The sequence below is a fragment of the Fimbriimonadaceae bacterium genome, from assembly GCA_019638795.1.
Lineage (GTDB): Bacteria > Armatimonadota > Fimbriimonadia > Fimbriimonadales > Fimbriimonadaceae > JAHBTB01.
In genome coordinates this window covers 166,149-179,935 of record JAHBTB010000004.1, presented here as the reverse complement: position 1 = coordinate 179,935, position 13,787 = coordinate 166,149, and the positions used below count along the sequence as shown (strand labels likewise).

The 13,787-nt window shown below is 63.2% G+C and carries 15 protein-coding genes; 3 read left to right on the top strand and 12 right to left on the bottom strand.

Annotation, left to right across the window (positions count from 1 at the left end; genetic code table 11):
- A complete protein-coding gene (locus KF857_07010; GenBank protein MBX3111743.1) occupies positions 1–990 on the top strand; it encodes an alpha-ketoacid dehydrogenase subunit beta in 990 nt (329 codons plus the stop codon).
- 43 nt (positions 991–1,033) lie between these two features.
- Here the strand turns inward: KF857_07010 and KF857_07005 are convergent, their stop codons facing one another.
- The 8 genes from KF857_07005 to ffh are packed head-to-tail and all read right to left on the bottom strand — an operon-like array spanning position 1,034 to position 6,506.
- Positions 1,034–1,693, bottom strand: a complete 660-nt coding sequence (locus KF857_07005) for a hypothetical protein (protein ID MBX3111742.1) — start codon at positions 1,691–1,693, stop codon at positions 1,034–1,036.
- A complete protein-coding gene (gene rsfS / locus KF857_07000) occupies positions 1,690–2,082 on the bottom strand; it encodes a ribosome silencing factor (protein ID MBX3111741.1) in 393 nt (130 codons plus the stop codon). Before rsfS ends, KF857_07005 begins: the two co-directional genes overlap by 4 nt.
- Positions 2,045–2,644 carry a nicotinate (nicotinamide) nucleotide adenylyltransferase gene (gene nadD / locus KF857_06995; GenBank protein ID MBX3111740.1) on the bottom strand — a complete coding sequence of 200 codons (600 nt, stop codon included), beginning with the start codon at positions 2,642–2,644 and terminating at the stop codon, positions 2,045–2,047. Before nadD ends, rsfS begins: the two co-directional genes overlap by 38 nt.
- A gap of 3 nt (positions 2,645–2,647) precedes the next feature.
- Entirely contained in the window at positions 2,648–3,925 is a 1,278-nt protein-coding gene (gene obgE, locus KF857_06990) for a GTPase ObgE (protein MBX3111739.1), read from the bottom strand.
- Complete coding sequence (gene rimM, locus KF857_06985) at positions 3,922–4,449, bottom strand: 16S rRNA processing protein RimM (GenBank protein ID MBX3111738.1); 528 nt, start codon at positions 4,447–4,449, stop codon at positions 3,922–3,924. The genes obgE and rimM overlap by 4 nt, the downstream gene beginning before the upstream one ends.
- 5 nt (positions 4,450–4,454) lie before the next feature.
- Positions 4,455–4,703, bottom strand: a complete 249-nt coding sequence (locus tag KF857_06980) for a KH domain-containing protein (protein ID MBX3111737.1) — start codon at positions 4,701–4,703, stop codon at positions 4,455–4,457.
- The gene (gene rpsP / locus KF857_06975) at positions 4,700–5,134 is read right to left on the bottom strand and encodes a 30S ribosomal protein S16 (GenBank protein MBX3111736.1); all 435 of its coding nucleotides are present in this window, start codon (positions 5,132–5,134) and stop codon (positions 4,700–4,702) included. Before rpsP ends, KF857_06980 begins: the two co-directional genes overlap by 4 nt.
- 31 nt (positions 5,135–5,165) lie before the next feature.
- A complete protein-coding gene (gene ffh / locus KF857_06970; GenBank protein MBX3111735.1) occupies positions 5,166–6,506 on the bottom strand; it encodes a signal recognition particle protein in 1,341 nt (446 codons plus the stop codon).
- Between the two features lie 129 nt (positions 6,507–6,635).
- Here ffh and KF857_06965 point away from each other — a divergent pair, with 129 nt between their 5' ends.
- Positions 6,636–6,851 carry a hypothetical protein gene (locus KF857_06965; GenBank protein MBX3111734.1) on the top strand — a complete coding sequence of 72 codons (216 nt, stop codon included), beginning with the start codon at positions 6,636–6,638 and terminating at the stop codon, positions 6,849–6,851.
- A gap of 173 nt (positions 6,852–7,024) precedes the next feature.
- On the opposite strand, the gene KF857_06960 is transcribed toward KF857_06965, so the two are convergent.
- From KF857_06960 to KF857_06945, 4 genes are all read right to left on the bottom strand, one after another.
- On the bottom strand, positions 7,025–7,678 hold the full coding sequence (locus tag KF857_06960; protein ID MBX3111733.1) for a hypothetical protein: 654 nt from the start codon (positions 7,676–7,678) through the stop codon (positions 7,025–7,027).
- 161 nt (positions 7,679–7,839) lie between these two features.
- The gene (locus KF857_06955) at positions 7,840–10,404 is read right to left on the bottom strand and encodes a hypothetical protein (protein MBX3111732.1); all 2,565 of its coding nucleotides are present in this window, start codon (positions 10,402–10,404) and stop codon (positions 7,840–7,842) included.
- A gap of 43 nt (positions 10,405–10,447) precedes the next feature.
- A complete protein-coding gene (locus tag KF857_06950; protein MBX3111731.1) occupies positions 10,448–11,269 on the bottom strand; it encodes a polysaccharide deacetylase family protein in 822 nt (273 codons plus the stop codon).
- Positions 11,245–12,072: a hypothetical protein gene (locus KF857_06945; protein MBX3111730.1), complete on the bottom strand. Its 828-nt coding sequence runs from the start codon at positions 12,070–12,072 to the stop codon at positions 11,245–11,247. Before KF857_06945 ends, KF857_06950 begins: the two co-directional genes overlap by 25 nt.
- 32 nt (positions 12,073–12,104) lie before the next feature.
- Between KF857_06945 and KF857_06940 the strand changes: the two genes are divergently transcribed.
- Positions 12,105–13,784, top strand: coding sequence for a DUF885 family protein (locus KF857_06940; protein MBX3111729.1), 1,680 nt, complete (start codon positions 12,105–12,107; stop codon positions 13,782–13,784).
- Positions 13,785–13,787: the final 3 nt, after the last annotated feature.

Below are 13,787 nucleotides of genomic sequence, written 5' to 3'. Positions count from 1 at the left end.
ATGGCGACGGCGACTTTGCTTGAGACAACGTTCCGCGACGCGATCCACTCGTGCATCGACGAAGAGATGACCCGGAACCCGGACGTCTTTGTCATCGGCGAGGACATCGGCCGCTATGAAGGCACGTTCAAGGTGACCAAGGGCTTGTGGCCGAAGTATGGTGAGAAGCGCGTCATCGACACACCCATCGTCGAGCCTGGCTTCACGGGCATCGCGATCGGTGCGGCGATGACCGGGCTCCGGCCGATCGTCGAGATGATGACGATGTCGTTTTCGATCCTCGCCCTCGACCAGATCATCAACCACGCGGCCAAGATCCACTACATGACGGGGGGCCAGGCCAAGGTGCCGATGGTCGTCCGCGGGCCAGGAGGCGCGGCCAAGCAGTTGTCTGCCCAACACAGCCACTCCATGGAGGGTTGGTACGCCCACTGCCCCGGCCTTAAGGTCGTCGCGCCCGCGACGGTCGAAGACGCCTACGGCATGCTGAAAGCGGCGATCTGGGACGACAACCCGGTCATCTTCACCGAGAACCCGGGCCTGTACACTCTGAAGGGTTCGATCCCGGACGACAAAGACTTCTCCGTGCCGTTCGGTAAGGCCAACATCCTGCGCGAGGGTTCGGACATTTCACTGGTCGGGTACTCCCGGATGACGCAGGTCAACTTGGCGGTGGCCGACGCACTGGCTCAAGAGGGAGTCTCTGCCGAAGTCGTCGACGTCAGGTCGCTGCTCCCTCTCGACATGGAGACGATCAACCACTCCGTCGTCAAGACCCACCGCGCCGTGGTCGTCTATGAGGATTGGCGCAGCGGCGGGTTTGGGGCCGAGATCGCCCAGCGGATCAGCGAAGACTGCTTTGACGACCTCGACGCCCCGGTCCTGCGCGTCGGCGGCCTGAACGTCCCCATGCCGTACGCCCGGGTCCTCGAACTTGAGTGCATCCCCGACGTGAAGGACGTCCTCGAAAAGGTCCGGCGGATCCTTTGACATTCATAGGCGGGTGCCCTGGTGACTGGGCACCCGCCTCCTCTCAGAACGGCTTGTCGACCGGGGGAGTCGGGTGTTCGATCTTCTCCCGTGGCGTGAGACCTTTGCTCGTGGCCACCGCGTCGAACATCGACCACAGGTGGAATCCGGCGGCCAGGGCTAGGGCCGGCAATGCCAGAGGGCCAGGAGTCGTCCCCTTGGCCATTCCAAGAAGAGTCATCAGGCCCTTGAAACCGGACGGGTCCGCGAGAAAACCCAACCATCCCAGGACCCAGCCACCCAACATGACCCCGCCCTTGGTGTACTTACCCAAGACCATTTGGCCGACGCCGGGCAAGAACACGGACAGGAGCATGGCGGCCTTTCCGCTGGCCATTGTCCCGACATCGGTTGGCGAGGCGGCGAAGGGGTCGACAGCCAGTTTCACCTTGAGGACCATCTCGCCAAACTTGCGCTCGGCAGAGACGCTTGTCGGGTCGGCGCGGTGTGCCGCCTCAAAGGCCTCATACGCCTTTCGCCACTGCTTCCGGTGGACGTAATCGTCTCCGACGGCCTCCAGTACCACTGCCGAACCTGGCGCGACCGTCATGGCCTCTTGGAGCAACTTGTCGGCGGTCGGGTTGTCACCCCTGAGCCGTGCCAGGTTGGCTTGGCGGAGGAGTCGTTCCGCTTCCTCGGTTGCCTGGGGAGACGTCGGCGTCACATCAGGTCCGGGTTGGGCTTCATCTCGTTCCAATAGGCCTCCAGATCGTAGAACTGCCTCTTTTCTTCGAGCATGACGTGGAACACGACGTCGCCGAAGTCGTAGAGCACCCAACCGTCCGCTTGACGGCCGATGTTGGCGCGCATCGGTTTGATCCCCACGTCACGGAGTTTCTCGGCCACCTTGTCCGCAATGGCGTTCACGTGGGTGTCGCTCGTGCCTGTGCAGACGACGAAGTAGTCAGCCACCGACGTCTTTGCCTTCACGTCCAGGGTCTGGATGTTCTGCGCCTTCATGTCGTCGGCGAACTCGGCGATCAGCGCCGCACGGGCCGCGCTGTCCAGGCCTTTCTTACTGACCTTCTTGGGTTTTGTAGATTCCACGTTCACAGACATATTCCCACACTTTGGGGTCGAGCCACATTTCCGCGCTGTGACCGCGCGCGATCGATTCTCTGACTCGGGAAGAACTGATCGTGTTCGGCTTCATCGGGATCGCGTCGCAACATTCTTGGAACTGTCCGGGTAACCGGAAGATCGCCCGGGCCGCCTCGTCGGGCGGCCGCCCCACAACGCCGAGCCGGACCATCTTGACGATGCGTTCGGGTCGCTTCCACTCGGGGAAGTGGGCCACGGCGTCGGCTCCGAGGAGGAGCCAGGCATGTCCGGGCAAGACGGTCGTCAGTTCGGTGATCGTGTCGACCATGTAGCTTGGCCCGCCACGGCTGGTCTCGACGTCGCTGACGCTCATCATGTCTATCCCTTCGACCATAAGCCTGGTCATTTCCAACCGCTGCTCAGGGCTTGCCTCGCCACGAGGCTTGAACGGGTTCCGGCTGGCGGGGACAAAGATCACCTCATCGAGGTGCAGTGCTTCGATTGCGGCTTGGGCCACCGCCAGGTGCCCGAGGTGGGGAGGGTCAAACGAACCGCCAAAAACACCGAATCTCATGGTTTAGTCCTTGTAGGTGAATTCGAAGTCGCCGACGCGGACGTTGTCCCCGTCGTCCGCACCCAGTTCGCGCAGGCGTTCGATGACCCCCATCCGCTGGAGTCTGCGGTGCAAGTACATGACCGCCTCGTTGTTGTCGAGGTCGGTCATCGCAACCATGCGTTCGAGCCTCTTGCCGGAGAGAACGTACGTGCCGTCGACGAGCGTCGCTTCCCATGAGCCCTCGTCCTGCTTGGGGACCAGGACAGGCGAGACCACTGTCCCGCTTAGATCGTTGAGCGACTGCTCGACCACCCGCCACAACGCATGCTTGAGCGGCTCAAGGCCCTTGCCCGTCGCAGCGGAGACAGGGAAGACTTCGTGGCCTCTTCGCTCGAAGTCGGCCTGTAGGGCGACCGTGTCCTCGGCCGGGATCAGGTCCGTCTTGTTGAGTGCGACGATGCGGGGCAGGGCGGCAAGGTCCGGGCTGTACTTCAGGAGTTCGTCCTCGATGAGCCGGAAGTTGTTCGTGGGGTCGGAACCATCGACAGGGAAGACGTCGACGACGTGAAGAAGCACCCGGTTCCGCTCTGCGTGGCGGAGGAACAGGTGGCCTAAGCCGACGCCCTCGCTCGCTCCTTCGATCAGTCCGGGGAGGTCGGCCATGACGAAGGTGTGGTCGGCGACGGTGACGACACCCAGATTGGGGACGAGGGTTGTGAAGGGGTAGTCGGCGATCTTCGGCCGGGCGGCGCTGAGGACACTGAGCAAGGTGCTTTTGCCCGCGTTGGGGAGGCCGACGAGCCCGACGTCGGCGAGGAGCTTGAGTTCAAGCCGCGCCTCAAGGATCTCACTGGGCCCGCCCTTCTGCGCAAACGTGGGCGCCTGGCGCACGCTGTTGGTGAAGTGGACGTTGCCCAATCCACCTTTGCCGCCCTTGCACAGGACGAAGCGGAGGCCGTCTTGGGCCAGGTCCACCACCAAGTCTTCTGTCAGTTCGTCGTAAACCAGGGTTCCGACCGGCACGCGGAGCTCGATGGACCGGCCGTCCTTGCCGTGTTTGTTGAGATAGGCGTCGCCCCCGTCTTCGGCCTTGTAGTGGTCGAGCAGTTTGAAATCGTACAGGGTGCGCTTGCCCCGGTCGGCGATGAGGACGATGTCGCCGCCCCGACCGCCGTCGGCGCCGTTCGGTCCACCACGGGGAACGTGTTTCTCCCGGTGGAAACTGGCCGAGCCGTCTCCGCCCTTGCCGGATTGGAACGAGACCTTGATCTCGTCGAGGAACCCACCCGGACCGCTCATGCCTCCGCTCCATCGTCGTCAAAGAGTCCAGGGATAACGTTGATCGTGATCCGGCGTTCTTCCAGATCGACCTCCTTGACGAAGGCGGCCACGGAAGGCACCAAGGTGCCGTTGATGAGGAGCAGGGAATGGGCGGGGGAAGGGACCACTTCGTCGACGGTGCCGAGGCTGCGGCCGTTCTGGTCGACTGCAGTCAAGCCGACCAAGTCAGTGGCGAGATACTCGTCGTCATCGAGGTCTGGCCGGTCGGCGGCGGGTACGGTCAGATAGTGCCAGCGGAGCGCTTCGGCGTCTTCGACAGATTCGACACCCTCGACCTCGATCCGGGCTTGGCCTTTGTGCCAGGCCACTGACCTGACCTTGTGCGGCACCCCGTCAATGTAGACAAGGCGTCCTCGGTCAAACCGCTCGGGGAAATCCGTGAGGCATTCGACGCGAAAGCCGCCTCGCAGTCCCTGTGGGCCGACGACCTGGCCGACCGTGACGTGGCCGACGGGCGGGGCGGCTGGCCCACAGTTCCGCATGGCGGTCAGTTTTCGGTCGGCACTTTGACGACCGTCTTGACCCGCGCTTTGGCGCCAGCGGCGCTGACGAGGTGGCGGATGCTGCTGATGACTCGGCCGTCCTTGCCGATGACGCGGCCGACGTCGTTCGGGGCGACGTTGACGGTGAAGATGGTCGCGGCCCGGTCGCGGGCCTCGCGCACGCTGACCGCGTCAGGGTCGCTCACGACGAGCCGAATGACGTGCTCGACAAGCGGGGCAAGTTCGGTGCTCACGCTTCAGCCTCGGCAGGGGCCTCGTCGGTGGTGGCGGGAGCTTCTTCAGCCGCAGGAGCAGCCTCAGCGACCGGGGCCGGTTCAGCGACAGCCGTCGTCGCTGAGACGACCGACTGCTGGCTCATCGCGGCAGTCCGCTTGTCCAGAAACTTATAGTTGGCCTTGGCGGACGGGCGCTGGGCAAAGAACTCGTCCAACACGCCGGCGCGGCTGAGAATGATCGCGACGGTCTCGGTGGGTTGGGCGCCGTTCATGAGCCAATGAAGGGCGCGGTCGTTCTTGAGGGTGACCGTCGAGGGTCGTGTGAGAGGGTTGTAAGTGCCCAAAATCTCGATGGCGGCGCTGTCGCGTCCGCTGTCGGCCTTGCCGACCACGACGCGATAGAACGGCCGGTGTTTGTTGCCCTGTCGTTTGAGGCGGATTTTAACCACGGTGAGTAATTCGGTCTCCTGCTTGCTTTCTCTACCGGCGCTTAGCGAGCTTTTTGAAGCGTTTCCCCATCTGGTTGAACTGCTTCATGCTGCGACGCATCATGTAGAGTTGGTCGATCAGGCGGTTGACTTCCTCGGGGCTCCTTCCGGAGCCGCGCGCGATCCGTCTGCGCCGTGAGCCGTTCAGTATATCCGGGTTTGTGCGTTCCTGGGGGGTCATGCTCAGGACGATGGCCTCGAGAAAGTCCATTTGACGGTCGTCGACCTGCTCCAAAGCGTCGTCAGGCACGGCTCCCGCGAGTCCGGGCACCATTTTGAGGACGTTCTTGAGTGGGCCCATCTTACGGACCATTTTCATTTGCTGCAGGAAGTCGTTGAAGTCGAACTTGCCCGACTTCATCTTGTCCTCGAAACTCTGGACGTCCTCGCCTTCCATGGCGGTCTCGACGCGCTCGATAATGCCCAGTACGTCACCCATGCCGATGATGCGGCCCGCCATGCGGTCGGGGAAGAACGCCTCCAGTGCGTCGGTCTGCTCGCCCGTGCCCACAAACCGCACGGGAACACCCGTGGTGGCCCGCACGCTGAGCACGGCCCCACCCCTTGCGTCGCCGTCAAGCTTGGTGAACACTGTCCCGGTCAGGGCCAGTTTGCTGTGGAAAGCCTCAGCGACGTTGACGGCTTCTTGGCCGGTCGTGGAGTCAAGGACAAGGAATGTCTCGTGGGGCCTTGTCGCCTGGGACACGCGACCGAGTTCGGCCATCAGCGGCTCGTCAATGCTGAGCCGGCCCGCGGTGTCGAGGATCAAGACATCATGGAAGAGGTACTTCGCCCTCTCAAGCGCCTTTCGCGCCACTTCGACGGGGTCGGTCGTGCCGCCAGCGTCGGCGGGGCCGAACACGGGCACCTCCACTTGCTCGCCCAGCACTTGGAGTTGCTTGACCGCGGCGGGACGTTGCAGGTCGCAAGCCGCCATCATGGGCTTCTTGCCTTGCTTGACCAGCCACTTGGCCAGCTTGGCGCAGGTGGTCGTCTTGCCCGAGCCCTGCAGGCCGGCCATCAGGATGACGGTGGGAGGGGCCGAGCCCCAGTTCATGGGGGTCTCACCGCCACCAAGCAAGGAGACGATCTCGTCGCGGACGATCTTGACGATCGTCTGGTCGGCGGTTAGGCTGCCGTAGACCTCTTCGCCGACCGCCTTCTCCTTGACGGACTTGATAAAGTCCTTGGCGACCTGGAAGTTGACGTCGGCCTCAAGGAGGGCGACACGCACCTCACGGAGCATCGCGGTCACGTCCTCTTCGGTCAGGCGGCCCTTCTTGCGGAGGGCCGCAAAGATGCCTGCCATGCGTTTGGTGAGGTTGTCAAGCAAGGGAGGGAGTGTACCGTTGTGACATTTGCGCTCCTTGGCCTTAGGTTCCAGCGGCGAAACCCCGAAGCAAAGAATGTCGTCACAAGAAAGGGTGAAATGTCCTCACCCTCAAGGACGGAACGGGATCCAATGATGGAAGAGACCGAACAAGCAAAGGGTTTGCCGGCCGGCTGGTTGGTCGTCGGGGCGTTGTGCGGCGTGGCCGCGACCATGCTCGTTTGGCGGCGCATGAAGAAGGGCCCGCAGGTCTGGGACGTCGACAGCGTCTTGGGTGCTTGCGACAAGGCCGCCGCAAAACTTGAAGGCCTGCTGAGTCAGGAGACCTGCGTCCAACAGCCAGGTTGACGGCAGGCATGTCGTGCCACCAATAAGTAGTTCTCTCGGGTGTGCACAACAGTTCTGATAATCATTATTATGACAATGCGGGGTGAACGAGGCACTGCCCTGCTTCATCTCCGAAAGTCAGTTCGGCCCGGTCATGAGGACCGGGCCGAATCAGCTTCCGTTCTAGCGTAAGGTCACTTGAAGCGGCGCAACGCCAGCGGCACCACGGCGAGCGCGGCGATGACGAACGTCGGATTCACTTCCGGCACGCTTTCAAAGTGGGCCGTCCACGCTAAGTCGCCGGCATCAAAGAAGTTGTCCCACGTGCCGATGATCAAGCTAGGGTCGTTGCCCGCGTTATCGAAGACGAAGCCGCCGCCCCCGTTCCCCGAGACGTGCCCCGACACAAGGCCCCATACAGACGTGCCGGTTGTGGCGGCGTAGTCAGTCGGATCGGCGCAACTCAGGGCGAGGACGTATTGGGAGCCTGGCGTCAGGAAGAGGTTGTTCCCATAGAAGGTGATGGCTTGGAAGGTGCCGTCGCCGGTGTACGTGGCCGATGACGAGGTCGCCACCTCGGCGGTGGCCGCGCCTCCGCCTCCGCCAAGCAGGCTGCCTGCCCACGAGTACAACTTGGCCTGGTACTGGATCGAGACGCCCTGGTCGGCCTTCACATAGAAGGTGAAGTCCACGAGTTTGTTGTCGGTGGGAGCGACGAACGACTGACCATAGACCGTCGTGTTTGGGGCTCCCCATGGAGAGATCGAGCTGGAATTGTCCCAGGCATAGGTGGTGTCAAAGGTAGTCGACGCACACGCGAGGACGGGCACAAAAAGTGCGGAGGCCACAAGCGCAGCTCGATTGGTCAAGGGAAGATATCTCATCGCAAAGTCCTGCCGGCACGTTACAGCCGGTCATGGCCAGTGTATGACCATCTTCACCAGGAGAGACTTAGCGAAAGTGCTGGGTTGTGCCCAATTCTTCTAAGTCTCCCCTGAGTGCACCCAGTTTACTTACCTAGGGTTTGGCTGACGTCTTCGACGTGGACGGCAACCTTTGCCGTCTTGTCGTCGGCGGTCAAAGTGGCGGTGTAATCACCGGCCTTGCCTCCTCGCCGGCCGCCCGGCCTCCACGTGACCGCGTTCAATCCGGCCACGCCTGTTCCGTTCAGGGTCGTGACCACCTCTCCGGCGGCGTCGGTGACGACGACTTTTGCCTTCTTGTCCTTGGTGTCCGCCTTCAGCCAATAGTAGATGGTCGTCGAAGGTTGGGTGTTCGTCGAGTACCAGACGTTGTTCCCCTCGGTCTCGGGGGGCGAGACAAACCCAAGGATGTATGCGGTCGTCGGCGGGACCAAGAAAACGTCCTTCTTCAGGTTCTCTTGGCTCAACGCTTCGAGCGGCGCGAACGGCACGGTCCAGAGGGACCGCCCGTGGGTGCCGACAATGAGGTCCTTTTCGCGAGGATGGATGACCACGTCGTCCACCCGGACGGTCGGGAAACCGGAGTCCTTGCCGTACTTCGTCCAAGACTCCCCGCGGTCGAGTGAGACATACATGCCGACCTCGGTGCCGAGGACAAGGAGCGAGGGGTTTGACGTGCCTTCCTTGATGACGTAGGCGCAGTTGTCGGGGCCAAGGTTTTCTGCCAGCCGTTTCCACGTCTTGCCAAAGTCCTCGGTCACATAGACATACGTCGCGTAGTCGTCGTTGCGGTGCCCGTCAAAGGTCGCATAGGCTCGGCCGAGCACGTACTTCGAGGCGACGACCCGGCTGCACCACGTGAACTTGGGCAAGTCGGTGATGAACTTGCTGACCTCCGTCCACGTCTTGCCGTCGTCTTCGGTCAGCTGCACGAGGCCGTCGTCGGTGCCGACCCAGATCAACCCCCGCTTGATGGGTGATTCGCTGACGGTGATGATCGTGCAGTGCCGCTCGGCACCGGTGTCCTCCGGCGTCACCCCGGCGCGGGACTTCAACTTCTCCGGGTCCTTGGTGGTCAGGTCCGGGCTGATCGCCTCCCAGTGGTCGCCCCGGTCGACGCTCCGGAACAGATAGTTTCCGCCCACGAATAGCGTCGCGGAGTTGTGGGGAGAAAGGACGATGGGAGTGCTCCAGTTGAACCGGGCGGTGAGGCCGGGAACGCGGGCCCGGATGAACCGCGTCTCGCCTGTCTCCAGGTTGGTGCGCACGACTGCGCCACCTTGGCTTTCGGAATAGACCCAACGCCAGTCCTCGGGGTCGGCCTGCACGTGGAAGCCGTCCCCTCCGCCGATGTTGAAGTAGTCGTAGAAGCCGACGACGCCCCGCCTGGTCTGGGTCGGCCCGCCCCAACTACCATTGTCCTGCAGGCCACCGTACACGTAGTACGGCTTGCGCATGTCGACGGCGACGCCGTAGTACTGGCCGATGCGCATGGTGTTCGCATGTTGCCAGGTCTTGCCCTTGTCGCGGGTGATGCCAAGGCCGCCGTCTTCGCCGACCATGAAGTGGTTACTGTCAGTGGGGTCGATCCAGCAAGCGTGGAAATCGACATGGATGCTGATCGGCACGGTGCGGAACGTCTTGCCCATGTCGTCGCTCACATGGAAGTTCGTCCCGCAGATGTAGACCCGCTTGTCGTTGTTGGGGTCGATGCGGATCTGGCTGAAGTAGAACGGCCTCGGGTTTGTGTTGGACATATACGCCCAAGACTCGCCGCCGTCCTCGCTGCGGTAGACGCCGCCCTTCTCCGCCGCCTCGACGACCGCCATGACGACGCGTGGGTTCTTACGGTAATAGCTCAGACCGACCCGGCCCATGGTCGTGGTCGGCAAGCCCTTGGTGACTTTGTGCCACGACTTCCCTGCGTCAGTCGAACGGTAGACGGCCGACCCCGGCCCGCCGCTGGCGAACCGGTATGCCCATCGCATGCGCTCGTACATCGCGCACACAAGATTGTTGGGGTTCTTGGGGTCCATCTGCAAGTCGACCACGCCGGTGCGCTTGTCGACGTTCAACAGCTTCGTCCACGTCTTGCCCCCGTCAGTCGTCTTGTAAAGCCCGCGTTCCTCGTTCTCGCCCCACAAATGGCCGAGTGCCCCGACGTAGGCGGTGTCGGGGTGTTTGGGGTCGATGATGATGCGGCTGATGTGCTTGGATTCCTTCAGCCCCAGGTAAGTCCAGGTCTTCCCTCCGTCCCGAGAACGGTAGACGCCGCCGCCCCAACTCGAACTGTTGCGGCTGTTTTGCTCCCCCGTCCCGACCCAGACGTCGTCCGGGTCGTCTTGGTTCACGGTGACGCAACCCATCGCGGCCACCGCCTCGTTGGTGAAGAGAGGATCGAAGGTGAGTCCGCTGTTCGTCGTCTTCCACAGGCCTCCGCTGGCCGTGGCGACGTAGAAGATCCTCGGTTCCCTTTCGTACACGCCAATGTCGCTGATCCGACCTCCCATGGTCGTCGGTCCAAGCTCACGGGGGGTGAGCGTCTTCAGGATCTGTCCGACATCGACCTTGGCGTCCGTGGCGGGAGCGGTGTCCTGCGCCATGGCGACGTGGGCGACACCGACAAGCACGGCGGCGAAAAGGGCCCTCATAGCATTGCGGACATTACACTATGGGCCGGGCTTTTGCCTACGTTCATTCCACGCCGATGTCGCGTAGCGCCTCACGCCATTTCGTGTGGACGTAGCGGGGGACGCCCATCGGGTCCGTGGCCGCCTCGGCCGGCCTTTGGGCCTCGGTGAATCCGAGCCGGTATCCCGCTGACCGGGCCGCGTCCATGACCCGCTTGTCGTATTTGCCGTTGGGATAGGCGATGTAGGCCGGCTTGACGCCAAGGTGGTCGAAGACCGCCTTGGCCGAGTCCGTCATCTCGTGCTTCAGCCGCGTGTCGTCGAGTTTCGTGACGTCCTCCGGGTGGCTGCACGTCTGGCTCTCGATTTTGACCGTGGGGACGCGGGTAAAGGCGGCCAACTGCTTCCAAGTCATTTTGGGCCGACCGTCTTGGTTGCCGACGTAGTCCGTGTGGACGAACAAGGTCACCGGTACACCCCTCTTGCGCACCGGGATCCAGGCGTACCGGCCGAACCCGGCGTAGTTGTCGGCAAAGGTGATCGCGACTTGCGGGCCGTCGGGCTGCTTGCCACCGAAGAGCTCGTCTTCGACTTCTTGAAGGCTCACGAAGGTGACCCCCTTCTTCGCCATCGTGTCCAACTGGTGTTCGAACTCCGCGACGCTGCAGTCGAACCACAGGGAGTCCTTGTCCCGCTTGGCGACCATGTCGTGGTAGACGAGGATGACCGTCTTTCGCACCCGGGGTCGGACAAACTCCCGCTTGACCGCCTTGGTGGGCTCGGCCTTGGTCAGCGTCGGGCGGGCCGGTCGGGTCTGGCCGGCGTCGGGGGCGGTGCAGCCGGTCAGCAGGACGACCAAGGTCAGTGCTGCCGCGCGGGCAACCACGCCGCCGTCCTCCCGTTGATCGAGTCCCGGCGCACTTCCTCTCCGTGGAGATGAGTGGGGCCTCGCCCTCCGCCCCAACGGACGTGGAACAGCCAGTCAGCCGGGTATCGGTCATGGTCTGCCTCAGCCCGGACGGCGACGTCGAGTACCGCCTTGATCGCATGGGCGATGCGCTGGCACTCGTCGTCGGTCAAGGTGTCCCCGGTCCGGTGGGGGCTGACTCCGGCGGCAAGGAGGACTTCGTCCGCCACCCAGTTGCCGATCCCGGCGAACCGACTCTGGTCGAGGAGGAGCGTCTTGACCGCGGCCTTGCTGGATTGGAGCGCCTTGACGTCCACCTCTTCAAGCCATGCGTCCGGCCCGAGGCTCTGGACACGACGGTCGTCGGACGGGTCTCCGCCTAGCCAGACCCGGGCCAGACGCCGACCATCGGTCAGCGCCAGGGCGCTTCCGCTTTCGGGGGCGACCAAGAGCTTGAGAAACCGGGGTCTTCCCTGCCCGTCCTGGAGCGGGGCGGACCCGTGGGAGACAAGGCGCTTGCCGTCGTCTCCGACTTCGCGGAGCCAACCGGCCATGCCAAGGTGGCCGAAAAGCGTCGCCCCGTGGTCAAGGTGCCACCAGAAAACCTTGCCTTTCCGGCCTGTGCCGGTGACCGTCGCGCCCGAGAGAGCGTCTCGCACGGCGTCCGGAGGCGTTTCGTAAACAATGTCGTCATCGACCGTCTCCACGTGGACGAGACGCCGTCCCACCAAGACACGCTCGGCCAGGCGGCGGACGGTTTCGACCTCGGGGAGTTCGGGCATGACCCCAAGTCTAACTGGTAGTCTCCCGCGCCATGGGACGCGTGCTCGCTGTTGCCGCCCTGGCAGTCTTCGCCAACTGTCAAGCCCTTGCCCAACACACGACCATGGTGGACTTCATCGAACGGTACGGTGCCGACCTCGGCAGCCTGCAACGGAGCTGGCCTAACGACCTGCTCGCCTCCAACACCGACCGCCTCAGGGCGTTCTATCTCGACCGGCAGAAGGCCCTGGCCAAGATGGACCGCTCCAAGCTCGACCGTGACGGCCAACTCGACTATCTGCTCATGAGCAACGAGTTGGAGAAGAGTCTGCGCGACATTGACGCCGACCGTAAGCGATGGGACGAAGCGGTGGCGCTGTTGCCGGTGCTCCATAAGTTGGTCCAGCTGGACGACGACTTGCGCCGGGCGGTCAAGGTCGACCCGAGTGCGGCGGCGGACCTGCTGGCCAGCGTGCCCGACCAGTGTGCGGCTTGGTTCGCCAAGATGGAGAAGGCCAAGCCGAGCAACGGCCTGGCCAGCAGGGTGGTCCGCGCCGTCGACCGGGCCGAGCGCGCCATAGACCATTGGTTTCGTTTCTACGAGGGTTATGACCCCAATTTCTCGTGGTGGTGCTCGGCCCCGTACAGGGCGGCCCGGGAGGCCCTGGGCCGTCACCAGCAGGCTATACGTGAAAAAATCCTCCACCTGCCTGCCAATGAAAAGGAGTCTTTGGTCGGCGACCCGGCCGGGCGCGACTCCCTTGTGAGCGACCTTCAGGCCGAAAAGATCCCCTATACGCCGGAAGAGCTCATCGCCGTCGGTGAACGGGAACTCGCTTGGTGCCATGCCGAGATGGAAAAGGCGGCCAAGGAGATGGGCGCCAAGGGCTGGCGTGACGCGCTGGAGCAGGTGAAACACCAGCACGTCGACCCGGGGCAACAGCCGGCGATGGTGCGCGAACTGGCCCAAGAGGCGATCGAGTTCGTCGAGTCGCGGAACTTGGTGACCGTCCCGGAACTGGCCAAAGAGTCGTGGCGGATGGAGATGATGTCCCCTGACGCGCAACTGAAGAACCCCTTCTTCTTAGGCGGAGAGTCGATCATTGTCGCCTTCCCCACCGACACGATGTCCCACGAAGCGAAGCTGATGAGCCTGCGAGGAAACAACCGCTACTTCGCCCGGGCGACGGTCCACCATGAGTTGATCCCGGGGCACCACCTCCAGGGGTTCATGAACGACCGGTACCACCCGTATCGGCAAAGGTTCGCCACGCCGTTCTGGACCGAGGGTTGGGCGCTGTACTGGGAGCTCCGCCTCTGGGACTTGGGTTTTGCCAAGACTCCCATGGAGAAGATGGGCATGCTCTTTTGGCGGGCCCACCGGTGCGCACGCATCGTGTTCTCCCTGAAGTACCACCTTGGCCAGATGACCCCTGAACAGTGCGTCGACATGTTGGTCGACCAAGTCGGGCACGAGCGTCGGAACGCAGAGGCGGAGGTGCGCCGGTCGTTTGCCGGCGATTACCCGCCGCTGTATCAACTGGCGTACCTGGTCGGCGGCCTCCAGATCAGGGCGCTTCACAACGAACTGGTGCCGGGTCGGATGACGGAGAAGCAGTTCCACGACACGGTGCTGCAGACCGGGAACATGCCCGTCGCGTTTCTGCGGGCTTACATGCGCCCCGACGAGATGCCGAAGTCGGTCTCGACGGATTGGCGGTTCCTCGGCTGATCG

Excerpts from the sequence above, each read along its gene's own strand:
- KF857_07010 (MBX3111743.1), top strand. The coding sequence starts at position 1 with ATGGCGACGGCGACTTTGCTTGAGACAACGTTCCGCGACGCGATCCAC.
- nadD (MBX3111740.1), bottom strand. The coding sequence starts at position 2,644 with ATGAGATTCGGTGTTTTTGGCGGTTCGTTTGACCCTCCCCACCTCGGG.
- obgE (MBX3111739.1), bottom strand. The coding sequence starts at position 3,925 with ATGAGCGGTCCGGGTGGGTTCCTCGACGAGATCAAGGTCTCGTTCCAA.
- rimM (MBX3111738.1), bottom strand. The coding sequence starts at position 4,449 with ATGCGGAACTGTGGGCCAGCCGCCCCGCCCGTCGGCCACGTCACGGTC.
- KF857_06965 (MBX3111734.1), top strand. The coding sequence starts at position 6,636 with ATGATGGAAGAGACCGAACAAGCAAAGGGTTTGCCGGCCGGCTGGTTG.
- KF857_06955 (MBX3111732.1), bottom strand. The coding sequence starts at position 10,404 with ATGAGGGCCCTTTTCGCCGCCGTGCTTGTCGGTGTCGCCCACGTCGCC.
- KF857_06945 (MBX3111730.1), bottom strand. The coding sequence starts at position 12,072 with ATGCCCGAACTCCCCGAGGTCGAAACCGTCCGCCGCCTGGCCGAGCGT.
- KF857_06940 (MBX3111729.1), top strand. The coding sequence starts at position 12,105 with ATGGGACGCGTGCTCGCTGTTGCCGCCCTGGCAGTCTTCGCCAACTGT.